Genomic DNA, 26,065 nt, shown 5'->3' on the forward strand with positions numbered 1-26,065 from the left:
AGCGCATTTTACTTGAAGCGGGTCGGAGCGTTGTCTGTAGCGGCGTGCGCGTGAGGCTCGCCGAACAGGTCGATGGAATCGGGCGATGCGCTTTCCGTCTCGGACCCGGACAGGTCCCACGAAGGCTGGCCGAAGCGCGCGAGCACGGTGCGCAAGAGCGGCATGGTCACGGCGCGCTTTTTTTCGAGCGAGAAGCGGTCGAGTTCGTCGAGCAGCGCCATGAGACTCGGCATGTCGCGCCGGAAATGCGTGAGCAGATAAGCGGGCACGCCTTCGGCCAGCACGATGCCGCGCTCGCGCGCCGCGTGCCGCAGCACCGACGCCTTGGCGTCATCCGCGAGCGGCAGCAGATGGAACACGAGGCCCCAGCCGAGCCGCGTGCGCAGGTCCTCGCGCACGGCGAGCTGCATTGGCGCGACGTTGCCGGTCGCGACGAGCGCGCTGGCGGGGTAAGCGCGCACTTCGTTGAAGAGATTGAACAGCGCGATTTGTTGCGCGGGCGAGAGGCCGTCGCAATCGTCGACGGCGTAGAGCGTCACGCGCGGATCGAAACCGAACGCGTTCAGCGCGCTTTGCGGGCTCAGAAAGCGCGCGCGGCCGTTCGCCTCGTACACGAGCGCGTGCAGCAGATGGCTGCGGCCGCTGCCGGCTTCGCCCCAGATATAGAACGTGCGATCCGCGACGGGTCCGGCCGCGAGCGCGCCTTCGAGCTCGCGCAGGCGCGTCACCAGTTCGTGGTTGCTCGCGGCGAAGAAGTTGTCGAAGGTGGCGGGCGGTGGTGTGCCCAGGTCGAGCGTCAGTTGGCGTTGCACGTGAGAAAGGAGTCGGTTCGGGCTGTTTGGGCGGATCGGTTGTGTCTTCGTCTTGTCTTCGTCGTGTCTTGAAAACAGGCGGTTCGGGTGCGCCGATGTTCGAAACGCCGCCGCTGGCCACCGTTCGCGCGCGGCGCCGCTGCTTTCGCCGGACCGTATTCGATCTCGAAAAGAGCGCCGGCAGGCTTCGATGCACGCGCGGGAAAACCAGCCGGACGGCTGTCATCGGGTAAAATCGCATTTTACCGACCTTCTTGCGCTCCCCCCATGAATCAACCGAAATCCGCCCCTGATGCTCCCGGTTTGTCGTATCGCGATGCGGGCGTCGACATCGACGCAGGCGACGCGCTCGTCGACCGGATCAAGCCGTTCGCCAAGAAAACCTTGCGCGAAGGCGTGCTGGGCGGCATCGGCGGATTCGGCGCGCTGTTCGAAGTGCCCAAGAAGTACAAGGAACCGGTGCTCGTGTCGGGCACGGACGGCGTCGGCACCAAGCTGCGTCTCGCGTTCGAACTGAACCGGCACGACACGGTGGGCCAGGATCTCGTCGCCATGAGCGTGAACGACATCCTCGTGCAGGGCGCGGAACCGCTCTTTTTCCTCGATTATTTCGCCTGCGGCAAGCTGGACGTGGATACGGCGTCGGACGTGGTGAAGGGCATCGCGCAGGGTTGCGAATATGCGGGCTGCGCGCTGATCGGCGGCGAGACGGCGGAAATGCCGGGCATGTACCCGGACGGCGAGTACGACCTCGCGGGCTTCGCGGTCGGCGCGGTGGAGAAGAGCAAGATTATCGACGGCAGCACGATCAAGCCGGGCGATGTCGTGCTGGGTCTGGCGTCGAGCGGTATCCATTCGAATGGGTATTCGCTGGTGCGCAAGATCATCGAGCGGGCAAATCCCGACTTGAACGCCGATTTCGACGGCCGTTCGCTCGCCGACGCGCTGATGGCGCCCACGCGCATCTACGTGAAGTCGCTGCTGTCGGCCATGCAGACCGTGACCGTGAAGGGCATGGCGCATATCACGGGCGGCGGTCTCGTCGAAAACATTCCGCGTGTGCTGCGCGAAGGGTTGACGGCTGAGCTGGATCATCGCGCTTGGCCTTTGCCGCCGCTGTTCGCATGGCTGCAGAAGCACGGCGGCGTCGCGGATGCGGAGATGCATCGCGTGTTCAACTGCGGCATCGGCATGGCGGTGATCGTCGCGGCGGATGACGCGCAGGCAGCCACGGGCTCGCTGTCGGCAGCGGGTGAACAGGTTTGGCAGATTGGTGTGGTGCGGGAAAGCGCGGAAGGGGAGGCGCAGACGGTGGTGGTTTGAATGCTTGCCGCGTTGTGATGGTGGTGTTGAAAACCCTCGCTGGTGGCGGGGGTTTTTGTTTTTCACTACAGCAACGACATTACTCAGACGGCTGCGCGAGGACGCGTTCGAGTTCGGGCAGCGCGCTTTGCACCGTTTCCCAAACAATGTCCAGATTCGTATCGAAATAGCCGTGTGTCATGCGATTGCGCATGCCGCGTAGCTTTTTCCACGGTACGGTAGCGTTGCTTTTCGCGAAGTCGGGAAACTCGGTCTCAATTTGAACCGCGGCTTCCCCTATTACGATGAGGTTCAGAATAACTGCCTGCTGAACCATCCGATTCGCGACGAAGTCTGCCTTGCTCAGCTTCTGAACGTAGCCGCGTGCAGTTCGCGAAGCGTCCAGCAAGTGGTCGATATAGTCGGTCAGGCGCAAATGGCGCTGTTTTGCATTCATACCGCGCGCGCCTCACTCAGAACAACGGATCGAAACTTCATTGGCAAGTCTTGCGGTGTCACGACGTCCACCGGCACGCCGAGCAGTTCTTCCAGTTCGACCTGAATTGCTCCAAGGTCGAAAAGCGTCGCTCCCTGTAGAGCATCAACCAAAATGTCGAGATCGCTGCCGTCGTCGTCTTCGCCGTGAAGAACCGAGCCGAAAACCCGCGGATTTGCCGCATGGTTGGCCGCGATGATGCGACGAACGTCGTTGCGATGCACTTCGAGCGCTGATGAAGGTTTGGTCATGGGACGGAACGATAAGAAGCCACGCATGAATGATAACGCGGCTTTGCCTTGAGGCATGAAGCGCAAGCGAGAACCGGTTTCGCCGCTTTTCTTGACGCCACTCACCCCGCGACCGCCAACACCGTCGCCACCGCCCGCTCCGTTGCATCCCCCGCGCAACAATCCACCACCGCCCGCTCCGGTATCGAACGCAGCCATGTCAACTGCCGCTTGCACAACTGCCTTGTCGCGAAGACGCCCTTATCGCGCATTTCGTCGTAGCGTGTCGCGCCGTCGAGATACTCCCATGCTTGCCGATAACCCACGCATCGCATCGACGGCATCGACAGATCGAGGTCGCCACGGGCGCGCAGCCGCTTCACTTCGTCGATGAAACCGTGCGCCAGCATCGCATCGAAGCGTGCCGCGATACGCGCATGCAGCACCGCGCGATCCGAAGGTTCGAGTGCAATCGGCACGAAGCGATACGGCGCATCGCCCGAAGACTCACGCGGCGCGGCAAGCAGCGCCGACATCGGCTGCCCGGTGAGCATGAACACTTCGAGCGCGCGTTGAATGCGCTGCGAGTCATTCGGCGCGAGACGCGCGGCGGTTTGCGGATCGATTAACGCAAGTCGCGCATGCAACGCCGGCCAGCTGTCGCGCGCGGCATCGGCATCCAAAAGAGCGCGCGTATCGGCATCGGCGGGAGGCAAGTCGTTCAAGCCCTGCGTGAGCGCCTTGAAGTACAGCATCGTGCCGCCGACCAGCAGCGGCACATGCCCGCGCGCGACGATTTCGCCGACGAGCCGCAGCGCATCGTCGCGAAACTGCGCGGCGGAATAGCTCTGTGAGGGATCGATGATATCGATCAGATGATGCGCGGCCAGCGCGCGTTCTTCCGCGCTCGGCTTGGCCGTGCCGATATCCATCTCGCGATAAACCAGCGCCGAATCCACGCTGATAATCTCGACCGGCCGCGCCGAGCGCGCGGCAAACGCAAGCGCCGCCGCTGTCTTTCCCGATGCCGTCGGCCCCAATAAACACGCGATGGAACGAGCCGTCATTGTCCGCGCATGAAGAGGCGGTCGAGGTCCGCGAGCGTGAGTTGAAACCACGTCGGCCGGCCGTGATTGCATTGATCGGCGCGTTCGGTTGCTTCCATCTGGCGCAAAAGGCCATTCATTTCATCGAGCGTAAGGCGCCGGTTGGCGCGTACGGCGTGATGGCACGCGAGCGTTCCAAGCAACTCGTGCTGACGCTCGGTGAGCACGCGCGACCCGCCATACGCCTGCAAATCCGCCAGCACGGCGCGCGCAAGCGCTTGCAGATCGGCATCCTTGAGCAGCGCAGGAACTGCGCGAATGGCAATCGATGTCGGCGAGAGCACGGCCAGATCGAAGCCGAGCGCATCGAGCGTGGCGCGCTCCTCCTCGACGATGCCGATCTCGACCGCATCCGCCGTCATCGATACCGGAATGAGAAGCGGCTGCACGGCGATCGCACGATCCGCAAGCGCATTCTTGAACTGCTCGTAGAGAATGCGTTCGTGCGCGGCGTGCATGTCGACGATCACGAGTCCGCGCGCGTTTTGCGCAAGCACGTAGATGCCGTGAATCTGCCCGACGGCGAAGCCGAGCGGCTGGTCATCGGCGTGATCGAGCGGAGCGGGTCGCGGCGCATAAGCCGGCGCGCTTTCGCCGGCCCACGCCACCGAAGGCGACGCCTCGGGCGCGGCGTTGTCCTTGCGGCCGAAGAGCGCGTCGTACAGCGCAAGCGGCTGCGCGACAGGCAAGGTGCCCTGCGTCATGCGCGACTGGCGCATCCATGACGTGCCGTTTTCGCCGCGCATCGGCGCCGTATCGCCGCTGCCCGTGGCGTAAGGCTTTGCGCTGAACGAAGCCGGTCCGGTCGGCGACAACTGCGCCGCATGCCCGCCCGACGTGGTTTCCGGCGACGCGCCCGCTTGCCGCGCGAGCGCGCGCTGCACGGCATGAAACACGTATTGGTGAATCGAGCGCGAATCGCGAAAGCGCACTTCGATCTTCGACGGATGCACGTTCACATCCACCGATTCGGGCGGCAAGTCGAGAAACAGCACATAGGCCGGATAGCGATTGCCATGCAGCACGTCTTCATAGGCCGCGCGCACCGCGTGCGTAAGCAGCTTGTCGCGCACGAAGCGGCCGTTGACGAAGAAATACTGTTGATCGGCGCGTCCGCGACTGGCGGTCGGCAGGCCCGCGCAACCGTAGACGGCGAGCGGCCCGGCGCGTTCATCGAGCGGCAGATGCGCGGTTTCGAACACCTCGCCGAGAATCTTCGCGACGCGCGTCCGCGGATCGCTCGCGTTCCAATGCTCGACGGCCTTGCCGTTGTGCATCACCGAAATGGCGACGTCCGGGCGCGCGAGCGCCATGCGCCGGATCACATCGAGGCAATGCCCGAGTTCGGTCTGTTCGCTCTTGAGGAACTTGCGCCGCGCGGGCGTGTTGAAGTACAGCTCGCGCACTTCCATGGTGGTGCCGACCGTGCCGGCTGCCGGGGAAATGGCGCCCGTTTGCGCGTCGATGCGCGTCGCGTGCGGACAACTCTCGGTGCGGCTCGTGATGAACAACTCCGCGACGGAAGCGATCGAGGCAATTGCCTCGCCGCGAAAGCCGAGCGTGGCGACGGCTTCCAGGTCCGCGAGCGAGCGGATTTTGCTGGTCGCGTGGCGTAAAAGCGCGAGCGGAAGTTCGTTGGGCGGAATGCCGCTGCCGTCATCGGCAATGACGATTCGCTTCACGCCGCCTTCATCGAGCGTGATGCGCAGGGTGCGCGCGCCTGCATCGAGCGCGTTTTCCAGCAGTTCCTTCACGACCGATGCCGGCCGTTCCACCACCTCGCCCGCCGCGATCTGGCTGATGAGCTGGTCGGAAAGCGGCGCGATGGCGCGCGAACCGCGCGCGGCGTCTGCGGTCAATGTGTAGGCGGAGGGATCGTTGAGTTCGGCCATCCCGAATTATAGCGATTCGCATCCGAGCGTCCCGATGCGCGATTTTGGCGGCAAAAGGGCGTCGAGACGGCGTCTGGATGAGCGCTTCCTAATTGAAGGCGCGTTTGCGTTCGGTATCATGGCGCGACCTTTCACGGTTCTTGACGGCGGGCAGATTCCTGTCGCGCCGGGCCATTTTTTTCGAGGAAAGCTTTTGGACACGCTGCTGCAATTTCTAGGGATGATCCTTCACATCGACAAGTCGCTCGGTGTCTTTATCCAGCACTACGGCGCTTGGGTCTATGCGGTGTTGTTCCTCATCGTGTTCTGCGAAACCGGGCTCGTCGTATTCCCGTTCCTGCCGGGCGATTCGCTGTTGTTCATCGGCGGCGCGTTTGCCGCGTCCCACGCGATGGACTTGAGCGCGCTCATCGTGCTGCTGCTCGTGGCGGCTGTTTTGGGGAACACGGTGAATTACTGGATTGGGCGCGCTATCGGCCCGAAGGTGTTCGACACCAACATTCCCGTGCTGGAGCGCTTTCTCGACCGCGCGGCGCTGCAAAAGACCCACAACTTTTATGAGCATCACGGTGGCAAGACTATCGTGATCGCGCGCTTCGTGCCGGTGGTGCGGACCTTCGCGCCGTTCGTGGCGGGCGCTTCGTCGATGAATCACACGCGCTTTCAGTTCTTCAATATTCTGGGCGCGCTGGTTTGGGTCCTGTTGCTCGTGCTACTCGGCTACTTCTTCGGCAACATTCCGTTCATTCGGCAGTATTTGAACGTGATCGTGCTGGTGGGAATCGGCGCGGCAGTGGTGCCGATCGCGCTGGGTGCGCTTTGGAAGCTGACGCGGCGGCGCTCGAAGGCGTAAGCCGTAACGGCAATTGCTGCTTTGGGGCACTGAAATCGAGCGAGACGCGTGTCACTGCGCGCCTCGCTCGATGCGTTTTATCCGCGGCGAATCAGGCGGATAAGGAACAGCAGCACGACTGCGCCGATCACGGCCGTCACGAGCGAGCCGAAGATGCCGCCGCCGAACGAGATACCGAGCGTGCCGAACAGCCAGCCGCCGATCAGACCGCCGACCACGCCGACGATAATGTCGACGATCACGCCGAAGCCGCTGCCGTTCATGATGAGACCGGCGAGCCAGCCCGCGACGCCGCCGATGATCAGCCAGAGGATGATTCCGTGTTGCAAGAAATTCATGAGAAAAAACTCCGAGAGATTGGATGATTGCAGGACTGCAGGAAGCTCCTGCTTTCGAGCGCGGTGAATTTAGCCCAAAGAACGGCCACGCGGACCGGCCTGAGTGTCAAGTTTTGTCGATGCCACGGCTCGCGCCAGACACGGCAAGCGCGTCGAAGATAGTGTGTAATTTGATCAAAATTTAGAATGCCGAAACGCCCGGTGCACCGAATGGCCACGTGTGTCGTTTATGTCACGACGGCGGAATTGTTTCGGTAATGTTTTATGCTGGCGGATGTTGATCGTTTCACGTATTGCAACAGGAGCGGCGCGACGCATTGCTGTAATCGGCGCTGTGGGCTTTGAACACGCTGCAAGAGACTAGAACAAGAGAATGAGAACGTTGGTGTCGATGCAAATGGAAGGTTTCAAGCTATTCAGCCGCGCGGGTATCGCGGGGGCAGCGGTCGCGGCAGTGCTCGCCGGATGTTCCTCCACACCGCGCACGCCCGCGCCTATCGTCGAGAGTTCGGCGTCGAGCGCGCCGCCTGTCGTTCAGACGACGTCGCCCGCCGTCATTCCCGCGCCGGTCGTGCCGCTCAACACGCCGCCAGCGGAGCCGGGCTTCTATCGCGTGAAGCCGGGCGACACGCTTTATGGCATCGCGCGAAACTACAAGCAGAAGCCCGACGACCTCGCCAAATGGAACACGCTGCCCGAAAGCAAGCAGGTGAATATCGGACAGTTGTTGCGCGTGGCGCCGCCGGGCGCAGCCGTGGCATCCGCGAGCACGGCGCAAAAGAAAGACATGCCGCCGCTCATTCCCACACCGCAGAAGTCATCGAGCGACAAGACCGAAAAGTCCGTCGCGCAAAAGCCCGCGCCCGAAGCCAGCGAAGAACATGTGAGCGCGGCCAGGGGCACGTTCGTGTGGCCCGCGAAGGGCGAGGTCGTGCGCAAGTTCGGCGCAAGCGGCAACAAGGGAATCGATATCTCCGGCAAGGTCGGGCAGCCCGTGAAGGCGGCGGCCGGCGGCAAGGTCGTGTATGCGGGCAGCGGCTTGCGCTCGTATGGGCGCATGATCATCGTGCGGCATGGCAACGATTTTCTGACCGCCTACGCCTATAACGACAAGCTGCTCGTGCACGAAGGCGATACGGTCAAGCAGGGTGCGACCATCGCCGACATGGGCACGGGACCGAGCGGCTCTCCGGAGCTGCATTTCGAAGTACGCAAGTCGGGCGCGGCGGTTGACCCGTTGCCCCTGCTTGGCGCAGGTGGTTGAAGAATGAAGGTTGAAAAATGAAGGTCGAAGGAGAGTGATGGTGAAGAAAGTCATGGGCGCGGCATGTGTCGCGCTGTCATTGCTTGCTGGCTGCGATCAGCAGCAAAGCGAGGATGGGTTGAACAAGCTCAAGGCAATTTTCAATGCCGTGAAGCCCGACAATCTGCTGCTGAAGGATTTGCAGCCTGGCGTCACGACCGAGGCGCAGATTCGCAGTCAGATGGGCGACCCGGAAATCGAACGGACTTTCACCGACGGGTCCAAGCGGCTCGAATATCCGCGCGGCCCGGCGGGAACGAACACCTATTTCGTCGATCTCGACGCCGACGGACTCTTCGTGTCCGTGACGCAGGTCCTGACCGCGGCGAATATCGCGAAGGTAAGGCCCGGCATGACGCAGGATGAAGTGCGCCGGTTGCTTGGCAAGCCGACCACCGTCGCGGAGTATCGACTGAAGCAGGAACGCGTGTGGAGTTGGCACTGGCTCGAAGATGGCGTGAATCGCGACGCCATGTTCAACGCGCATTTCGATCCGAACGGCATCGTGGTGACGACTTCGCGCTCGGAGGCGGAGGGCGGCGGACGTCATTGAGAGGTTGCAGAGGCAATGAACAATCAGAATAACGACAAGAGACGAAACGCCTTGATGAATGACGCCGCGCGCTATCGCGACCGTTATCTGCAAGACGCGAACGATGCGACGCTCACGCTCTGGGCTTGCGACCGTGGTCATCACTGGGACGACGCGGTAGATGCGGCTCAGAACATTCGTTGCATGAACTGCGCGTCGCAGCGGCGCGAGGTCGAGATGCAGCGCTTGCATGGCATCGCGCAGATGCGCGGCGGTGCGCTGTTATCGCCGGGCCGTGCCGACATCAAGGCGCCGCCTTCCTGGCGATGCGCGTGGGGACACGTCTGGGATGCGGATATCGAATCCGCGCAGCGTTCATGGTGTGCGGAGTGCGGCCGGACGGTGTTCTCGAAGTACCGCTGAGTCGCGCAAAAAAGAAAAGCCGGCGAGTGCCGGCTTTTGAGCTTCTTTGTCGGAGCGATGGCGTGGTTCGCCTGCTACTCGCCGGGCTGTTGGCAAAACCGCGCGCTCTTTATTCGTTACCTGCCTGGCGCGCCTGTGCCTTTACCCACAACTCGGTCGAATGCCGCCCATCTTTTTTGTGGTCCGTTTGCGCTTGAATCGACTTCCCCCGTGCGCAGACACAGTATCGAGGCAACGGTTTTGTATGAGTGTTCGTTCTCGAACACACGCAAGCAAGATACGTGGCGGATAAACCCTTAACCGTCCAATCGGCTTTTCGACTAAGCCAGTTCTTCGTGTTTGGCCTCGTGACGCAAGTTCGCCGCGACGAGCGATTGCGTGACCATGCGTGCTTCGGCTTGCGCGATGTGTTCGAGCGTCGCGTCTTCGAGCTGGTCGGCATAGATGGCGAGTGCATCGCACAGGTTGGCGTGCGCCGCGTCGTCGAGCGTCCACTCGCCCGTGCCGGTGTGCCGCTCGTCCAGTTCGACGAGCGCTTCGTAGGCTGCGGTGATGTCGTCGGCGTGATCGGTCACGTGACCGAGCTGGCCGAGTTCTTCCGCGATCAGCAGATGCCGGCACAGCGCCATGAAGAGCGGCTTCGAGCCGTGTCCGCGCCGGAGGGCGTCGAGTGCGGCATAGGCTTGAAGCAGCATGGCGTTGGTCATCGGTTCGCGGGCGGCGCGGCTATAGGTCAGCGCGCGCAACAGCGGCGACATGGCAGGACGGCCGGACTTCGTATTCGTCGATTTTTTCTTCACGGAAATCTCCGGAACAGGTTCTTGCTCGCGCACCCGAACCGGCGGGCCGGGACGCTTCGTGCAATGAGCATGGAAACATCATCGCACTCGATAATTAGTGTTGTCTTAAGACGCGTCAGGCTTTGCAAAGGCGCGCCGTTCTCAAGCCGGGCTCAGCGATTCACCCGCCACGCGCACTCGCTCGCCGACCGCGACGCCGGGCGCGCTGTCGTAATTGAAGCTGCGCACGCTGCCATCGTTCATGCGGACTTGCACCTGATACGTCGTCGTCTTGTGGACGACATGTTCGATCTGATTGCCCGCGAGCCCGCCGCCAAGTGCGCCGATGATCGTCGCCGCCGTGCGTCCGCGACCGTTACCGATCTGCGTCCCCGCCAAACCGCCGACGACCGCGCCGCCTATTGCACCGAGACCCGTGGTGGGTTGCGCGGTCTGCACCGCGTTCACCGCCATGACCTGGCCGGCATACGGATCGTACGCCGGTTGGGCTTCGACCGCTGCGGGCGCCGCGGCCGCCACGCTATGTGCCGTCGTCGACGCCGGTTTCAAGTGATGCCCGCGAACCGCACGCGGCAATCGATCCGCGTCGCTCCCAGTCAGAGCCGGCGCGCTTGCGGGCGACGCCTTGGCGACTTGCCCATCTACCAGCGGCGAAGCCGTCACGGCCGTCGCGGTGGCTTTCGATGACGGCAGAAGGCCGGTCATCGCGGCCACGCCCGTGCCGCAAGCGAGGATCACCGAGACGGCGGCGGCCGCCATGAGCGGATGAATACGCGAGGGCTTTTGATCGAACTGGGGTACGGCGTTCATGGCAGCGTCTCCGTTGAGTGCTTGCAAGGCATTGATGCCTGCCTGCTATAACGCCGCGTTTGCTGCCCGGTGGACGCGTTCGGTGTGACATTTGTAAGCAAACATCTCCGCTTGATTCGAACGAGGAGGCGTTTGAGAAGCGTCGCGTCACTTCGCGGCGGGCAAGTCACGCGTGTTGAGTGTCATGGCGACGAGCGCGTAACCAAGGAGATGCGGAAAGGCGCCGGTCATGCATGAAGACAAAAAAACGCTGGCATGCCGGGAAGCGCGCCGAAAGCAAAAAGCCGCTGATCCTTGCGGAACAGCGGCTTCTTTTGATGCTGGTGGCGAATCAGGGATTCGAACCCCGGACCTGCGGATTATGATTCCGTCGCTCTAACCGACTGAGCTAATTCGCCGAAAGAAGCGAGATTATGGCGATAGGTGAAACCGCTGTCAACCCCTGCCGCTCGTTTTATTCAAGCGGCAGGAAAGCGCCAGGAAAGCACCATCGTCATCAATCTTCGTCATAGACATTCGTCTTGCGCGTGTCCTTGACGAACAACATGCCGATCACGAACGTCGCCAGCGCAATCACAATCGGATACCACAAGCCCGAATAGATATCGCCTCTCGCGGCGACGATAGCGAAAGCCGTCGCAGGAAGAAATCCACCGAACCAGCCATTGCCGATGTGATACGGCAACGACATCGACGTGTAGCGAATCCGCGCCGGGAACATCTCAACCAGCATTGCCGCGATCGGGCCGTAGACCATCGTCACGAAGATCACGAGGATGGTCAGAACGACGATCGCCATCGGCCAGTTGATGAGCGCCGGATCGGCCTTCGCCGGGTAGCCCGCGCTCTTCAACGTGCCGGCAAGCGTCTTGTCGAAGGCCGCGCCTTGCGCCTTCGCGTCGGCCGCCTTGCCGTCGTAGGTGTTCACCACCGTTTCGCCCACCTTGATCTGCGCGAGCGTGCCCGCCGGTGCCGCGACGTTCTCATAGTTGAGACCGGCCTTGGACAGCGCGCTCTTCGCGATATCGCACGACGACGTGAACTTCGACGTGCCCACCGGATTGAACTGGAACGAGCACTCGTCCGGGTTGGAGATCACGACAATCGGCGACTTCTGCGTGGCGGCTTCGAGCGTCGGGTTGGTGTAGTGCGCGAGCGCCTTGAAGAGCGGGAAGAAGCTCAACGCGGCGATCAGGCAGCCCGCCATGATGATCGGCTTGCGGCCGATCCGGTCCGACAGCGACCCGAAGAACACGAAGAACGGCGTGCCGATCAAAAGCGCCACCGCGACCATGATATTCGCGCTGGTGCCATCGACCTTGAGGGTTTGCGTGAGGAAGAAGAGCGAGTAGAACTGCCCCGTGTACCACACGACCGCCTGACCCGCCGTCAAACCGAACAGCGCCAGCAACACGATCTTCAGGTTCTTCCATTCGCCGAACGCTTCGGTCAGCGGCGCCTTCGAAGTCTTGCCTTCGGACTTGATGCGCTCGAACACCGGCGATTCATGCAGCTTCATGCGAATCCACACCGACACCGCGAGCAGCAGGATCGACACGAGAAACGGAATACGCCATCCCCAGGCACCGAACTGTTCTTCGCCAACCATCGTGCGTACCGCCAGAATCACGATCAGCGAGATGAAAAGGCCAAGCGTCGCCGTGGTCTGGATCCACGCGGTCCATGCGCCGCGCTTATTGGCCGGTGCGTGCTCCGCGACGTAGGTCGCCGCGCCGCCGTACTCGCCGCCGAGCGCGAGGCCCTGCAGCAAGCGCATCGCGATGAAGATGACCGGCGCCGCAATGCCTATGGTCGCGTAGCCGGGCAGGAAGCCGATCAGGAACGTCGACAGACCCATGATGACGATGGTTACGAGGAACGTGTATTTGCGCCCGACCATATCGCCGAGCCGCCCGAACACGATCGCGCCGAACGGACGCACCGCGAAACCCGCCGCGAAGCCGAGCAGCGTGAAGATGAAGCCAGCGGTCGGATTGACGCCCGAGAAGAACGTCTTGCTGATGTAGATGGCAAGCGAGCCCGCCAGATAAAAGTCGTACCACTCGAACACCGTGCCGAGCGACGAAGCGAAGATGACCTTCCTTTCCTCGCTCGTCATCGGTGCGTGGGAAATGCGCCCCTCAACCGTAGCCATGAATCGTCTCCTGATTTGAATTCGCGTACGTGTCGGAAACGCCCGAGGCGCTCCGGTGCAACGATTATTGGAACGAAAACTTACGGCGTTCTGACTCGCTCGGATGCGTGTCGAATCGGCGCATAAAGTACATCTTCGGCTAACCATTTTCTATTTTCTTTTTATCTCGCTCATTCTTGCGTCAATGCGCGTTTAATGTTGTTTGTCGAGATGTTAGGCGCTGAGCCGGCTCAGGGTTTGTCCCGCATAGGAAAAACCCGCTGTAAGCTCACGCGAACCAGCGTTCCGGCCAGTCGCGGCGCTTCCTGATAGACATGATCTTCGATGACGAGCGTGCCGCCGTGCATCGCCGTGATCTCCTTGACAATGGCGAGACCGAGGCCGCTGCCGTCGCCCTCGCGTCCGAGAATGCGATAGAAACGCTCGAGCACGCGCTCGCGTTCGGCGCTCGGAATGCCAAGTCCGGTGTCTTCCACTTCGAGATGAACGTGATCGAGATCGTGCTCGCCGGTCCGCACGCGCACGGTCACGCGTCCGTTCGGAGGCGTGTAGCGGATGGCGTTATCGATCAGATTCGACAGCAATTCACGCAGCATCACCGCGTTGCCCTCGACCTCGACGGGATACGCGGGCTCCTCGTAACCAATATCGATACCCTTCGCGAGCGCCGCCTGCACCCAGTCGCGCACGGCGAGCCGCGCGAGATCGGTCAGTTCGACGTGCGAGAAAATCTGCCCCGTCGCGCGATTTTCCGCGCGCGCCAACGCGAGCAATTGCGTGACGAGCCGCGCCGCGTGCTCGGAACTCGTGGCGATCTGTTCGAGCGAGCGCTGCACTTCCGTCGATACCTCTTGGCGCAACGCAAACTCCGCCTGCATGCGCAGGCCGGCGAGCGGCGTTTTCATCTGATGCGCGGCATCGGCGATAAAGCGCTTCTGAAACTCCATGTTCTGTTCGAGCCGCACGAGCAAATCGTTGAACGACGCCACGAGCGGCGCGATCTCGGGCGGCGCGCGGGCCGCTTCGAGCGGCGAGAGGTCGTCCGGACGCCGCGCGCGAATGTTCGACTGCAGCGCGTGCAGCGGCGCGAGCCCGCGCGAGAGGCCGAACCACACGAGCACGATGGCGAGCGGCAGGATCACGAACTGCGGCAGGATCACGCCTTTGATGATGTCGTTGGCGAGCTGGCTGCGTTTGTCCAGCGTCTCGGCGACCTGCACGAGCACCGGCTGCGTCTCGGCGGGATCGCGTCCCGGCGCGAGACCGGGCACATCGACCGTCGTATAGGCGACGCGAATGTCGTTGCCGCGCAGGGCGTCGTCGCGAAACTCGACGATGCCCGGCTGCGGACGATCGTCGTCATGCGGCAAGGGCATGTCACGGTCGCCGCCGACCAGTTCGCCGCGCGTGCCGAGCACTTGAAAGAACACGCTGTCGACGTTGTCGGCGCGCAGGAAATCCCGCGTGACATCGGGTAGACGCAGTTCGGCGACGCCGTTCACCGGCTGGATCTGGCGCGCGAGCATGTAGACGTCGGCTTCGAGCGCGCGGTCGAACGGACCGTTGGCAATCGACTTCGCGACCAGATACGTCACCGCGATGCTCATCGGCCAGAGCAGCAGAAGCGGCGCAAGCATCCAGTCGAGAATCTCGCCGAAGAGCGAGCGCGGATGCGTTTCGTTGTCGGGTTCGAGTTCGTCGGGAGGCGCGAACGGGTTGGCGTAGCGCGCGTCGCGCTTGGCGTCGGTGTCGCTTTCGGTGGCGGCGTGGTCGTGTCCGTGCCGGGCTTCGCTTGGTTCGGTGGAAACGGGCGACGCCATGCGCGGCTACTTGTATTGAGGGCTGGCGGGCAGGGAATCGCTCGCCGCGGGTTGGGCAACGGCGCCGTTGTCGACAATGGCGACGGCTTTTTCCAGCGTGTAGCCGAGCCCGCGCACCGTGATGATGCGCGCGCCGCTCGCTTCGATTTTTTTGCGCAAGCGGTGCACGTACACCTCGATTGCGTTGTTGCTTACTTCTTCACCCCACTCGCACAGATGATTCACGAGCTGTTCCTTCGACACGAGCCGCCCGATGCGCTGGAGCAGCACTTCGAGCACGCCGAGTTCGCGCGCGGACAGGTCTACGACTTGCTCGCCGATATGCGCGACGCGTCCGACCTGGTCGAACGCCAGCGAACCATGCTTCACGACAGTCGGACCGCCCCCCGCGCCGCGTCGCGTCAACGCTCGAACGCGCGCTTCGAGCTCGTTGAGCGCGAAGGGTTTGGCCATATAGTCATCGGCGCCGAGGTCGAGTCCCTTCACGCGTTCGTCGACACTGTCGGCCGCCGTCAGGATCAAAACCGGCATCTGCGAATTGCGTGCGCGCAGGCGGCGCAGCACCTCCAGACCGGGCATGAGCGGCAGGCCGAGATCGAGAATCAGGAGGTCGAAAGTTTGCAGCGAAAGGGCGGTATCTGCCTCGACGCCATGCTTCACATGGTCGACGGCGTATCCCGATTGGCGGAGTGATCGAATGAGACCGTCCGCGAGTATGCTGTCGTCTTCGGCAATGAGGATTCGCATCGTGTTGTGCGCCTTCGTGCGCGGCAAAGCGCAGTCATTGCCGACACCGCATTTCGCCCGGCGCGGCGGTCTCCAGGTGTTTTGCGGTTTTTGCGCGGTGCGCGCGGCGTGGAAAAAAGACTGCGTCGCGCGATCGGGCTTGCAAAAACTACTGTTTTTTTATACAGTGTCTGCGGGAGTGCTACAGACGGGCTCGAGTTCGTTTCGAGCTTGCCGGCACCCGCCTCAGACGCCGTTCATCATAGCAAAGGACGATTCATGGAAGAAAGCAAGAAAGGCCCGGCTGGCATGACTGCGGAGAAGGGCAAGGCATTGGCCGCCGCGCTCGCGCAGATCGAAAAGCAATTCGGCAAAGGGTCGATCATGCGGCTCGGCGCAGGCGAGGTGGTGGAAGACATTCAGGTGGTCTCGACAGGGTCGCTCGGTCTAGATATCGCGCTTGGCGTCGGCGGCTTGCCGCGCGGCCGTGTCGTGGAAATCTACGGGCCCGAGTCGTCGGGCAAGACCACGCTCACGCTGCAGGTGATCGCCGAGATGCAAAAGGTCGGCGGCACGGCGGCGTTTATCGACGCGGAACACGCGCTCGACGTGCAATACGCGCAGAAGCTCGGCGTGAATGCGCAGGAACTGCTGATCTCGCAGCCGGACACGGGCGAGCAGGCACTGGAAATCGCGGATGCGCTGGTGCGCTCCGGCTCCATCGACATGATCGTCATCGACTCCGTCGCGGCGCTCGTGCCGAAGGCGGAAATCGAAGGCGAAATGGGCGACTCGCTGCCTGGTTTGCAAGCGCGCCTGATGTCGCAAGCGCTGCGCAAGCTGACCGGCACCATCAAGCGTACGAACTGCCTCGTCATCTTCATCAACCAGATCCGCATGAAGATCGGCGTGATGTTCGGCAACCCGGAAACCACCACGGGCGGCAACGCGCTGAAGTTCTATTCGTCGGTGCGCCTGGACATTCGCCGTATTGGTTCCATCAAGAAGAACGACGAAGTCATCGGCAACGAAACGCGCGTGAAGGTCGTGAAGAACAAGGTCTCGCCGCCGTTCCGCGAAGCCATTTTCGACATCCTTTATGGCGAAGGCATTTCGCGTCAGGGCGAGATCATCGACCTGGGCGTGCAGGCCAAGTTGGTCGACAAGGCAGGTGCCTGGTACAGCTATAACGGCGAGCGTATTGGTCAGGGCAAGGACAACGCGCGTGAATTCCTGCGCGAGAACCCGGACATCGCCCGCGAGATCGAGAACAAGATCCGCGAGTCGCTCGGCGTGGCGGCAATGGCTGACGCCGTGGCGCCGGGCGCCACGGTGGCAGACGAGTGAGTTGTCGCTTAATCGTCACGTGGTCGTCACGTAGTCGTCGCGCAGTCGTCACGTAGTCGTCGTCTCGTTGTTTAGATACTCACTTGGTCACTGACGATGTTGAAGCGCCGGTTCGGATCGAAGGCTGGCAGAACGGACGGAAGGTTCGGGCGGTCTGCTGGTTCTGATGATCCGAACGGCGCGAGTGATCCTCAGTCGCGTGACACTCAGTCGCGCGATTCGACGAAGGCGTTGCGTGGTGGCTGGCGGCGAGAGTTGCCGGTGAATGCGCGTGATGCTGCTGAGTTGGACGCAAGGGCGGCCGATGTTGATGCTGCTGCTGTCCGGGAAAGTCAGACATCGTCGTCCGAAGATCGCCGGGCGCGTCTGGAGCAAGCCCGCGCGTTGCTGATGCAGGCAGCGTCCATTCGTGAGGGCAACGCACCGTCGAGGAACGCAACCTCCAAGCCGGCAGTGGAAACGCCGACTCTGGCGACCAACCGTGCGCAGAACGCGTCACCCTTGGCAAGCCGGATTGCCAATCCAAACCAATCATCTGCAATCGACGCCTTCGAAGACGCCGATCCTTTCGAGCCCTTCGAGCAGTGCACGCCGGATGCAGGCGTCAACACGGCATCCGAATCGGTCTACAGCCGTTCAAGTCAACGCGCTCGCAAAACTTCCGCTGCCGAAGTCAAAGATTCCAAGCGTCCGCAACGTTCGCTCAAAGGACGCGCGCTCGCTTACCTGTCTCGTCGGGAATATAGCCGCGCGGAGTTATCGCGCAAGTTGCGTCCCTACGTCGAAGAAGCCGATTCGCTCGAAACACTGCTCGATAGCCTCGAACGCGACGGCTGGCTCTCGAACGAGCGCTTTGTCGAAAGCGTCGTGCATCGAAGAGCGGCGCGCATGGGCGGCAGCCGGATCATCCACGAATTGAAGCGTCATGCAGTGGGAGAGACACTCATCGGCGAAACCGCCGACAAACTCGCGCAGACCGAAACCGCGCGAGCGCAGTCCGTATGGGCGAGGAAGTACGGCGTCGTACCGGAAACGCCCGCGGAGCGTGCGAAGCAAGCGCGCTTTCTCGCGGCGCGCGGCTTCTCCATGAGCACGATCAGCAAGGTGTTGAAGGGAAGCGACGAAGACTGGACCGACGAAGTCATCGACGATTGATGGCGAACGCCGTCTAGTTCAGTGCGGGCGCATTCGAGCACCATGTGATTGCCCGAGCGCCGCGTGCATACATTTCATGCTTTCACGTGCTGGACTCATGGCGAAGCCGCTTTCCATCACGACTCGGTTCAAAACCATTCACACGCGAAGCGTTAGGTTAATTATTCCATGCTCCACGCGCTTGCCTCATCGTGCTGGCGGATTTCGACCGCTGAGTAATTTCAGGTTTCGCGCGCATGCAAAGAGTTCGGGCTCATGTTTCCACATCCGCGTGTTGAGCTTCTAGTCCACCAAAGTAAGAAGTGATTTCAAACGACCGCGTGCATGCAAGCTCCGAGGCGGGAAGAAAATCCCGCACCGCGCCGAAGCGTTAATAAGCACAGGCTTCTCAAGCTTTCCCCGCGCACGTTTCTGGTGCCTGAGTCATCCCCGGCTTGAAATACCCAATATGCTAAAATTCCACGGTTTTCCCGTTCCGGCTTTGGTCCAGCATGCCTCTTTCCCCGCCCGTTTCCCGACAATTGCGCCATCGTCGCGCGATCCGGATTGAAGCGTTCGAGCGAGATGACGGCCTATGGGACATCGAAGCCGTTCTAACCGACGAGAAGACGCGCGACTTTCAACTCGTGACGGGCGTGCGGCCCTACGGTCAGCCAATCCATGAACTCTGGCTACGCATCACCATCGACCGCGAACTCACTATCGTCGGCGCAGAAGCGTCCTCGGAGTGGGCGCCTTATGCTGGTCTCTGCGCCGAGTCCAATCCCGCCTATCGCTCGCTCATCGGGCTCAATCTCCTCAAGAACTTTCGCCGCGAAGTCAATCATCGTATTGGCGGCGCGGCTGCTTGCACGCATCTCACCGAGTTGTGCGCCGTCCTGCCGACTGTCGCCATCCAGGGATTCGCGGGTCAGGTCTGGAACACCGAATCGGGCAATCCGTTCGATTCGAAGGACGCAAAGGCAGCATCGGACACACCGCCGTTTCAACTCGGGCGCTGTCACGCATTGCGCTTCGACGGCCCCGCGGTCGAGGAGTACTATCCGCGCTGGTTCGAGCGCGCAGGCACAAACGACACCAAGCCGCGCGACACCTAGCGCGCACGCGGCGATCAGCATTCAAACAAGAATCGATGAAATCAGCGGTTCAGCAAATCGAAGTTCACTCCAACTCTCAGACTGAAGGAATCACGCATGAAGATTCACGAGTACCAGGGTAAGGAAATCCTGCGGAAATTCGGCGTCGCGGTCCCGCGCGGCAAACCCGTGTTCTCGGTGGATGATGCGGTCAAGGCCGCGGAAGAGCTGGGCGGCCCGGTATGGGTCGTCAAGGCGCAGATTCACGCTGGCGGCCGTGGTAAGGGCGGCGGCGTGAAGGTCGCGAAGTCGATCGATCAGGTCCGCGAATACGCGAACCAGATCCTCGGCATGCAGCTCGTCACGCACCAGACCGGTTCCGAGGGCCAGAAGGTGAACCGTCTTCTGATCGAAGAAGGCGCGGACATCAAGAATGAACTTTACGTCGGCCTCGTGCTCGACCGCGTATCGCAGAAGGTCGTCGTGATGGCGTCGAGCGAAGGCGGCATGGACATCGAGGAAGTCGCGGAAAAGACGCCCGAGTTGCTGCACAAGCTGCCGGTCGATCCCGCCACGGGCTTGAAGGACGCCGAAGCGGACGATCTCGCGCGCAAGATCGGCATTCCCGATGCATCGTTGCCGCAAGCACGCACCATTCTGCAAGGTCTCTACAAGGCGTTCTACGAGACGGATGCATCGCTCGCGGAAATCAACCCGCTGATCCTGACCGGCGACGGCAAGGTCATCGCGCTCGACGCCAAATTCAACTTCGACGCGAACGCGCTCTTCCGTCACCCGGAAATCGTCGCGTATCGCGATCTCGACGAAGAAGATCCGGCTGAAGTCGAAGCGTCGAAGTTCGACCTCGCGTACATCTCGCTCGACGGCAACATCGGCTGTCTCGTGAACGGCGCGGGTCTGGCCATGGCCACGATGGACACCATCAAGCTGTTCGGCGGCGAGCCGGCCAACTTCCTGGACGTCGGCGGCGGCGCCACGACCGAGAAGGTAACCGAAGCCTTCAAGCTGATGCTCAAGAATCCGAACCTGAAGGCGATCCTCGTCAACATCTTCGGCGGCATCATGCGCTGCGACGTGATCGCGGAAGGCGTGATGGTCGCGTCGAAGGCCGTGGACCTGAAGGTGCCGCTCGTCGTGCGCATGAAGGGCACGAACGAAGACCTCGGCAAGAAGATGCTCGCGGACTCCGGTCTGCCGATCATCTCCGCCGACAGCATGGAAGAAGCCGCGCAGAAGGTCGTCGCGGCGGCCGAAGGCAAGTAAGCGCGCCCGCTTCCTAGTCTGACAAGAGCGTTCCACCAGATACGAATGGCGGCGCGGGCTTTCCATATGAGAAAGCGTCGCGACGCCAAACGAACAGAGGTCACTACATGTCGATTCTGATCAACAAAGACACGAAGGTCATCACGCAGGGCATCACCGGCAAGACCGGTCAGTTCCATACGCGCGCCTGCCGCGAATACGCGAACGGCCGCGAAGCGTACGTCGCGGGCGTGAACCCGAAGAAGGCCGGCGAAGATTTCGAAGGCATCCCCATCTACGCGAGCGTGAAGGAAGCGAAGGCCGAAACGGGCGCAACCGTATCGGTGATCTACGTTCCGCCCGCGGGCGCCGCCGCCGCGATCTGGGAAGCCGTCGAGGCCGATCTCGATCTCGCCATCTGCATCACGGAAGGCATTCCGGTTCGCGACATGCTGGAAATCAAGGACCGCATGCGCCGCGAAAATCGCAAGACGCTGCTGCTCGGACCGAACTGCCCCGGCACGATCACGCCGGACGAACTGAAGATCGGCATCATGCCGGGTCACATCCACCGCAAGGGTCGCATCGGCGTGGTATCGCGCTCGGGCACGCTGACGTATGAAGCAGTGGGTCAGTTGACGGCGCTGGGTCTTGGCCAGTCGTCGGCAGTCGGTATTGGCGGCGATCCGATCAACGGTCTCAAGCACATCGACGTGATGAAGATGTTCAACGACGATCCGGAAACGGACGCCGTCATCATGATCGGCGAGATCGGCGGTCCGGACGAAGCGAACGCCGCTTACTGGATCAAGGACAACATGAAGAAGCCGGTGGTTGGCTTCATCGCGGGCGTCACGGCGCCTCCGGGCAAGCGCATGGGTCACGCAGGCGCGCTGATCTCGGGCGGCGCGGACACGGCCGATGCCAAGCTCGAAATCATGGACGCGTGCGGCATCAAGGTCACGAAGAACCCGTCGGAAATGGGTCGTCTGTTGAAGTCGGTGATCTAAGCGGGTTTATCGGCAGAACGGCCTGGGGTTTGGTACTCTTACCGAATCCTTTCGTAACCGCCGAATAGAAAGCGAGGGAGCGTTGGCTTCCTCGCTTTTTTTATTACTACATGCTCGATTTTTTTGCGACGCTCCATTGGGGCGCGGTGCTTCAGATCATCGTCATCGACATTCTGCTCGGTGGCGACAACGCGGTCGTGATCGCGCTCGCCTGTCGCGGTTTGCCCGACGGCCAGCGCACGCGTGGCATCTTGCTTGGCACGCTCGGCGCCATCGTGCTGCGCGTCGTGCTGATCGCGTTCGCGGTGTTTCTGCTCGATATCCCGTTCCTCAAGTTCGTCGGCGGCATCCTGCTGCTGTGGATCGGCGTGAAGCTGATGCAGCCTGACCACGACGCGCACGAGATCAACGCGTCGGACAAGCTCTGGACAGCGGTCAAGACCATCGTCATCGCGGACGCCGTGATGAGCCTCGACAACGTCATCGCCATTGCGGGCGCGGCGGAGGCGGCGGACCCGCGGCATCGCTTCACGCTCGTCGTCTTCGGGCTGGTGGTGAGCATTCCGCTCATCGTGTGGGGCAGCACGCTGGTGCTGAAGCTGCTCGATCGCTTTCCGGTCATCGTGCTCTTCGGCGCGGCGTTGCTCGGGTGGATTGCGGGCGGCTTGATCATCGACGATCCCTTCATCGATCGATGGCCCGAGCTGAACACCGAGCTCGTCGGGTATATCGCGCGAGCGGTGGGCGCGATTTTCGTGGTCGCGGCGGGCGTGCTGATCAAGCGGCGCGCGCTCGCCAGTGGAAAACGGGCGCCGGGGTGAGGTTGTTCTATGCAGTGGGGTGATTGAGGCGCACTCCGCCAAATCGCGTTGACCGGAAACGCGCTCACACTGAGGCCTTTACCGAAAGACGCTCACCCCAGGCCCCCACGTTAGCCATTCGGCCGACTGTCACCGCCAAAGCTCCCTGAATAAGATCGAAGCGTCCGGATTGCATCATGCATCCGGGCGCTTTTTGTCCTTTTGGGAGTACCGATGACAACGATCACCTGCAACACGAATTCGCCGCGTGCCTGGCGCGCGATGCACGGCTGGCTGCGCTCTGCCGGCGACGCGGCGACGCGAGGTTTCACCCTGATCGAACTGATGATCGTGTTGGCGATCGTCGGCGTGGTGGCCGCGTATGCGATTCCCGCGTATCAGGATTATCTGGCGCGCAGCCGGGTGGGCGAGGGCTTGTCGCTCGCGGCATCGGCGCGGCTTGCCGTGGCCGAGAACGCGGCGAGCGCGGCCGATCTCGCAAGCGGATATGCCTCGCCGCCAGGCACGCGCAACGTCGACTCGATCCACATCGACAGCGACAACGGCCAGATCACGATTGCCTATTCGACGCGCGTCGCGCCAGCAGGATCGAACACGCTCGTGCTCGTGCCATCCACGCCCGACAACGCCGAGACTCCGACGGCCCGCGTGTCGCTTGCGCGCGGATCGGTGCAGGCAGGCACCTTGACGTGGGAATGCTTCGCGGGCGGCAAGGCGGCGTCGTCGTTGCCGGCGCCGGGCGCGGGACCGTCGCCTGCGGAGGCGCCGAGCTTGCCCGCCAATCTCGCGCCGGCGGAATGCCGTGGCTGACGTGCATCGCTGACGACGGGCAGACGAGCGGTGCGTTGGCATCGCTCGTCTGCCATCGGCAAGAAGCGGTCAGGTGCGGGGATTTTTTGTTGGAAACGCGGGGATTTCGTCGCAAATCGGGCTGTGTACCGGACATGGGCAGCAAAGTTTTGTATAGTGCGCCGGTTGCCGACGTTCACAGCCCCTCATGCCTTCTCAATACGCGCGCTACCTTTGTTTTGCCGTTCTGTGCCTTGCGTTGACCTTGCCGTTCGGCGTCGTCAACCACACGTACCCGATTCCGACCTTCTACGCCGAATACAGCGCGCTGGCGCTTTACTTGGCGCTCGGGGCGACGGTCGCGCTGCTCGTGCGCGTGTCGGAGCCGCGCGTGTCGTTCGCCTCGCCGGTCGTTGCGCTCATGCCGCTTGCGTTCGGCGTGCTGCTCATCGCGCAGACGGTGTTGCTGCCGGTATCGCAGCCTTCGATGAACTGGCTCGGTGGCGCCTATCTGCTCGCCTCGTTCATCGCGGTGCATACCGGCTACGGGCTCGTGCGCGCGGGTTTGTCGGAGAAGGCGTTGCGCATCGGCGCGGTCGCGCTCATGGCGGGCGGTCTGTTCGCGGTCTTTTGCCAGGTCGTGCAGTTGCTGCATCTGGAGGTGAAGTTCACGCCGTTTGTCGTCGCTTATAACGTGACGGCCGAGCGGCGGCCGTTCGGCAACATGGCGCAGGCAAATCACCTCGCGACGGTGATCGCCTTCGCGATGGCGGGCGCGCTGTACTTCGTGCAAACGCGGCGTTTGCCCGTTATCGTGTGGCTCGCGCTGACGGCGGTGTTTTCGCTCGGACATGCGCTGACCGTCTCGCGCGGACCTTGGTTGCAGATGGCGGTGATCGTCGTCGCCGGATTCTGGATGGCGTTCGTGCAGGGGCGGCCGGCAGAGGCGGAAGGTTTCGACGGACCCGGCCGCCGCGATCTTCGCGCGTGGCTCATGCCGGTGGTGCTCGCGCTCGTGTTCTTCGCGGTGAACGCGGCGGTGCGCTGGGCCAACGTGCGCTTCCACTTCGACCTCGCGCAATCGGCCGCCGAGCGCATGCAGGACGCCAATCAGATCGCGCCGCGCCTTGCGCTGTGGAAATACGGCTGGACAATGTTCCATACGCATCCCGTCCTCGGCGTCGGCTGGGGCGAGTTTCCGCGCTATCAGTTCGACATGGTGCGCGAGCTGGGCGGCGTCGAGATCGCGAACAATGCGCATGACATCTTCATCGATTTGCTCGCGAAGACGGGCGCGCTGGGCCTCGGCATTCTGGTGCTGGGGTTCGTCTTCTGGCTGATTCGCGTGCTGCGCGCGCCGCAGACGCCCGCGCGCATTTTCGGGCTTTCGCTGCTTGGCGTTCTGCTGATGCATGCGTTGGTTGAGTATCCGCAGCAATACATGTTCTTTTTGATGCCGGCGATGCTCGTGATCGGCTTGCTGGAGACGCGGCCGTTGCGGCTGGTCGCGAAGCCGTTGTCGTTCGGCGTGTACGTGGTGCTCGTGGTGGGCGGGCTGGCGGCGTTGTATCCGGTGATGCTCGACTATCATCGGGCCGAGGTGCTTTACTACGGATCGCGGCCGGCGGAGCAGTATCGGGACGATCCTTCGTTCCTCTTCACCGCGTGGGGCGAATACGGCGCGGCCACGCTCGTGCCGATCAACGCGCAGAACCTCGAAGAGAAGCTCGCGATGCATCGCAAGGCGATTGCGTTACTGCCGGGCGAGACGGTGTTGCGGCGATATGCGGTGCTGCAGGCGCTTGCTGGTCAGCGCGACGAAGCGCTGGACACGATGGCGAAGCTCAAGATTTTCGCGACCCAACTGCATGACTGGCCGAAGCAACTGGCGTCGGTTTATCAGCTCATCGATGAGACGGGGAAGCCGCTGGCTTCGTTCAAGGCGGATCTGGTGAAGTTGTATGGAGAGCCGGGGGTGGGGAACGCCACTGCCGATGATGACGATGATGATGATTGAGGTCGGCGTCGGCTCCGGGCGCGAGGACTACGCCGCCACCCAATCCCCCGACTTCCCGCCATGCTTCTCCAGCACCTTCACATTGTTGATGGTCATGCCGCGATCCACCGCCTTGCACATGTCGTAGATCGTCAGCAAGCCGATCTGCACGGCGGTGAGCGCTTCCATTTCCACGCCGGTGCGCCCGACCGTCTCCACACGCACTTCGCAATGCACGCCGGGCAGCGTTTCGTCGATGGTGAAATCCACCGCCACGCGCGTCAGCGCAAGTGGATGACACAGCGGAATCAGGTCGGCCGTGCGCTTCGCGCCCTGAATAGCGGCGATGCGCGCCACGCCCAGCACGTCGCCTTTTTTCGCGCGGCCTTCGCGGATCAGCGCCAGCGTGCCATCGAGCATGGCGATGGAACCGCGCGCGACGGCGATGCGGCGTGTCTCGCCCTTGTCGCCGACATCGACCATGTGCGCCTCGCCTGCGGCATCGAAATGTGTGAGTCCGGACATAGCCTCTCCTTCGAACGGGCGCTCATCATACCAGCGCGATACGGCGTCTTCGGTCCGATTCAATCCACCGCCGAGCGCCGAACACTTGTTGCTGCTAAGTTCAAACGTCGGGGTTGCCGCTAAGTAGAGATGTCGGGTTTTGAACGGATGTTTCTGTTCAGGTTGTGGGGTTGGGGCGGCGCAGCCGCCCCCCGTTCCCTCATCGTTTTTGCACTGACCTCGAGAATCGCTTCGTTCATATCAGCGATGCTCAGTGCGCGTTGCTTCTTCAGTCCTTCAAGCGCCTTCTTGGCCCGAACCTGTTCACCGCGATGCGTGCGTGACGGCGCATCACACGCACGACGATCGTCTCGTTTGGCTTGCAACAAGCGTGCGGCTTCGAGTGCATGCGCCAGCCGCTTGTTCTCAACTTCAGCGCCCTGATCAATCCGCGCAATACGGTCGTACTTGCCGCAGCAAAGCACCTCGCCGCCCGCCTGCACCTC

At 62.3% G+C, this 26,065-nt stretch carries 25 protein-coding genes, 1 tRNA gene and 1 pseudogene; 13 read left to right on the plus strand and 14 right to left on the minus strand.

From position 1 onward, the window contains the following. Positions 1–8 precede the first annotated feature (8 nt). Positions 9–812, minus strand: a complete 804-nt coding sequence (gene hda, locus NCT03_RS02290) for a DnaA regulatory inactivator Hda (RefSeq protein ID WP_250491824.1) — start codon at positions 810–812, stop codon at positions 9–11. 267 nt (positions 813–1,079) lie between these two features. Between hda and purM the strand changes: the two genes are divergently transcribed. After that, complete coding sequence (purM, locus tag NCT03_RS02295) at positions 1,080–2,135, plus strand: phosphoribosylformylglycinamidine cyclo-ligase (RefSeq protein WP_250491825.1); 1,056 nt, start codon at positions 1,080–1,082, stop codon at positions 2,133–2,135. 79 nt (positions 2,136–2,214) lie between these two features. Here the strand turns inward: purM and NCT03_RS02300 are convergent, their stop codons facing one another. From NCT03_RS02300 to mutL, 4 genes are all read right to left on the minus strand, one after another. Continuing rightward, positions 2,215–2,571: a HepT-like ribonuclease domain-containing protein gene (locus tag NCT03_RS02300; RefSeq protein WP_250491826.1), complete on the minus strand. Its 357-nt coding sequence runs from the start codon at positions 2,569–2,571 to the stop codon at positions 2,215–2,217. Further along, on the minus strand, positions 2,568–2,861 hold the full coding sequence (locus tag NCT03_RS02305) for a nucleotidyltransferase family protein (protein WP_250463250.1): 294 nt from the start codon (positions 2,859–2,861) through the stop codon (positions 2,568–2,570). Before NCT03_RS02305 ends, NCT03_RS02300 begins: the two co-directional genes overlap by 4 nt. Positions 2,862–2,962: 101 nt before the next feature. Then, positions 2,963–3,907, minus strand: a complete 945-nt coding sequence (gene miaA / locus NCT03_RS02310) for a tRNA (adenosine(37)-N6)-dimethylallyltransferase MiaA (protein WP_250491827.1) — start codon at positions 3,905–3,907, stop codon at positions 2,963–2,965. After that, positions 3,904–5,838 carry a DNA mismatch repair endonuclease MutL gene (mutL, locus tag NCT03_RS02315; protein WP_250491828.1) on the minus strand — a complete coding sequence of 645 codons (1,935 nt, stop codon included), beginning with the start codon at positions 5,836–5,838 and terminating at the stop codon, positions 3,904–3,906. The genes miaA and mutL overlap by 4 nt, the downstream gene beginning before the upstream one ends. A gap of 193 nt (positions 5,839–6,031) precedes the next feature. Between mutL and NCT03_RS02320 the strand changes: the two genes are divergently transcribed. After that, positions 6,032–6,691 (plus strand): VTT domain-containing protein, encoded by a 660-nt coding sequence (locus NCT03_RS02320; RefSeq protein ID WP_244827087.1) that lies wholly within the window; start codon positions 6,032–6,034, stop codon positions 6,689–6,691. Between the two features lie 77 nt (positions 6,692–6,768). Here NCT03_RS02320 and NCT03_RS02325 read toward each other — a convergent pair whose 3' ends face one another. Beyond that, positions 6,769–7,020, minus strand: a complete 252-nt coding sequence (locus tag NCT03_RS02325; protein WP_244827961.1) for a GlsB/YeaQ/YmgE family stress response membrane protein — start codon at positions 7,018–7,020, stop codon at positions 6,769–6,771. Positions 7,021–7,402: 382 nt separating this feature from the next. Between NCT03_RS02325 and NCT03_RS02330 the strand changes: the two genes are divergently transcribed. The 3 genes from NCT03_RS02330 to NCT03_RS02340 are packed head-to-tail and all read left to right on the plus strand — an operon-like array spanning position 7,403 to position 9,287. Then, a complete protein-coding gene (locus NCT03_RS02330; protein ID WP_250491829.1) occupies positions 7,403–8,293 on the plus strand; it encodes a peptidoglycan DD-metalloendopeptidase family protein in 891 nt (296 codons plus the stop codon). Between the two features lie 37 nt (positions 8,294–8,330). Then, on the plus strand, positions 8,331–8,885 hold the full coding sequence (gene bamE, locus NCT03_RS02335) for an outer membrane protein assembly factor BamE domain-containing protein (RefSeq protein ID WP_244827089.1): 555 nt from the start codon (positions 8,331–8,333) through the stop codon (positions 8,883–8,885). A 54-nt stretch (positions 8,886–8,939) separates the two neighbouring features. Continuing rightward, positions 8,940–9,287 carry a hypothetical protein gene (locus NCT03_RS02340; protein ID WP_250491830.1) on the plus strand — a complete coding sequence of 116 codons (348 nt, stop codon included), beginning with the start codon at positions 8,940–8,942 and terminating at the stop codon, positions 9,285–9,287. Positions 9,288–9,607: 320 nt separating this feature from the next. Here NCT03_RS02340 and NCT03_RS02345 read toward each other — a convergent pair whose 3' ends face one another. The 6 genes from NCT03_RS02345 to NCT03_RS02370 form a co-directional block, all read right to left on the minus strand. Then, entirely contained in the window at positions 9,608–10,087 is a 480-nt protein-coding gene (locus NCT03_RS02345) for a hypothetical protein (RefSeq protein WP_250491831.1), read from the minus strand. A gap of 141 nt (positions 10,088–10,228) precedes the next feature. Then, on the minus strand, positions 10,229–10,897 hold the full coding sequence (locus tag NCT03_RS02350; RefSeq protein ID WP_250491832.1) for a glycine zipper 2TM domain-containing protein: 669 nt from the start codon (positions 10,895–10,897) through the stop codon (positions 10,229–10,231). Positions 10,898–11,218: 321 nt separating this feature from the next. After that, positions 11,219–11,295: transfer RNA gene (locus NCT03_RS02355), tRNA-Met, on the minus strand. A gap of 98 nt (positions 11,296–11,393) precedes the next feature. Next, positions 11,394–13,052: an MFS transporter gene (locus NCT03_RS02360; protein WP_244827131.1), complete on the minus strand. Its 1,659-nt coding sequence runs from the start codon at positions 13,050–13,052 to the stop codon at positions 11,394–11,396. 230 nt (positions 13,053–13,282) lie between these two features. Further along, positions 13,283–14,872: a sensor histidine kinase gene (locus tag NCT03_RS02365; protein WP_250463298.1), complete on the minus strand. Its 1,590-nt coding sequence runs from the start codon at positions 14,870–14,872 to the stop codon at positions 13,283–13,285. A 6-nt stretch (positions 14,873–14,878) separates the two neighbouring features. Continuing rightward, a complete protein-coding gene (locus NCT03_RS02370) occupies positions 14,879–15,619 on the minus strand; it encodes a response regulator transcription factor (RefSeq protein WP_250491833.1) in 741 nt (246 codons plus the stop codon). A 258-nt stretch (positions 15,620–15,877) separates the two neighbouring features. Between NCT03_RS02370 and recA the strand changes: the two genes are divergently transcribed. The 8 genes from recA (at position 15,878) to NCT03_RS02410 (ending at position 25,076) form a co-directional block, all read left to right on the plus strand. Beyond that, the gene (gene recA / locus NCT03_RS02375) at positions 15,878–16,945 is read left to right on the plus strand and encodes a recombinase RecA (protein WP_284502972.1); all 1,068 of its coding nucleotides are present in this window, start codon (positions 15,878–15,880) and stop codon (positions 16,943–16,945) included. Between the two features lie 453 nt (positions 16,946–17,398). Next, a complete protein-coding gene (gene recX / locus NCT03_RS02380) occupies positions 17,399–18,100 on the plus strand; it encodes a recombination regulator RecX (protein ID WP_250491834.1) in 702 nt (233 codons plus the stop codon). 491 nt (positions 18,101–18,591) lie between these two features. Next, positions 18,592–19,197 (plus strand): DUF2889 domain-containing protein, encoded by a 606-nt coding sequence (locus NCT03_RS02385; RefSeq protein ID WP_250491835.1) that lies wholly within the window; start codon positions 18,592–18,594, stop codon positions 19,195–19,197. Between the two features lie 96 nt (positions 19,198–19,293). After that, positions 19,294–20,460 (plus strand): ADP-forming succinate--CoA ligase subunit beta, encoded by a 1,167-nt coding sequence (gene sucC / locus NCT03_RS02390; protein WP_250491836.1) that lies wholly within the window; start codon positions 19,294–19,296, stop codon positions 20,458–20,460. A 107-nt stretch (positions 20,461–20,567) separates the two neighbouring features. Next, the gene (gene sucD / locus NCT03_RS02395; protein WP_159835338.1) at positions 20,568–21,449 is read left to right on the plus strand and encodes a succinate--CoA ligase subunit alpha; all 882 of its coding nucleotides are present in this window, start codon (positions 20,568–20,570) and stop codon (positions 21,447–21,449) included. Positions 21,450–21,559: 110 nt separating this feature from the next. Continuing rightward, positions 21,560–22,270, plus strand: a complete 711-nt coding sequence (locus tag NCT03_RS02400; protein ID WP_244827137.1) for a TerC family protein — start codon at positions 21,560–21,562, stop codon at positions 22,268–22,270. 261 nt (positions 22,271–22,531) lie between these two features. Further along, entirely contained in the window at positions 22,532–23,080 is a 549-nt protein-coding gene (locus NCT03_RS02405; protein WP_244827965.1) for a pilin, read from the plus strand. Between the two features lie 187 nt (positions 23,081–23,267). Continuing rightward, entirely contained in the window at positions 23,268–25,076 is a 1,809-nt protein-coding gene (locus NCT03_RS02410; protein WP_250491837.1) for a PglL family O-oligosaccharyltransferase, read from the plus strand. Positions 25,077–25,103: 27 nt separating this feature from the next. On the opposite strand, the gene moaC is transcribed toward NCT03_RS02410, so the two are convergent. Further along, entirely contained in the window at positions 25,104–25,580 is a 477-nt protein-coding gene (gene moaC, locus NCT03_RS02415) for a cyclic pyranopterin monophosphate synthase MoaC (protein WP_250491838.1), read from the minus strand. Positions 25,581–25,699: 119 nt separating this feature from the next. Beyond that, positions 25,700–26,065: pseudogene (locus NCT03_RS02420) on the minus strand (ISNCY family transposase); the annotation flags it as partial.

It is taken from the genome of Caballeronia sp. GAWG1-1 (genome assembly GCF_023631465.1).
Taxonomy (GTDB): Bacteria; Pseudomonadota; Gammaproteobacteria; order Burkholderiales; family Burkholderiaceae; genus Caballeronia.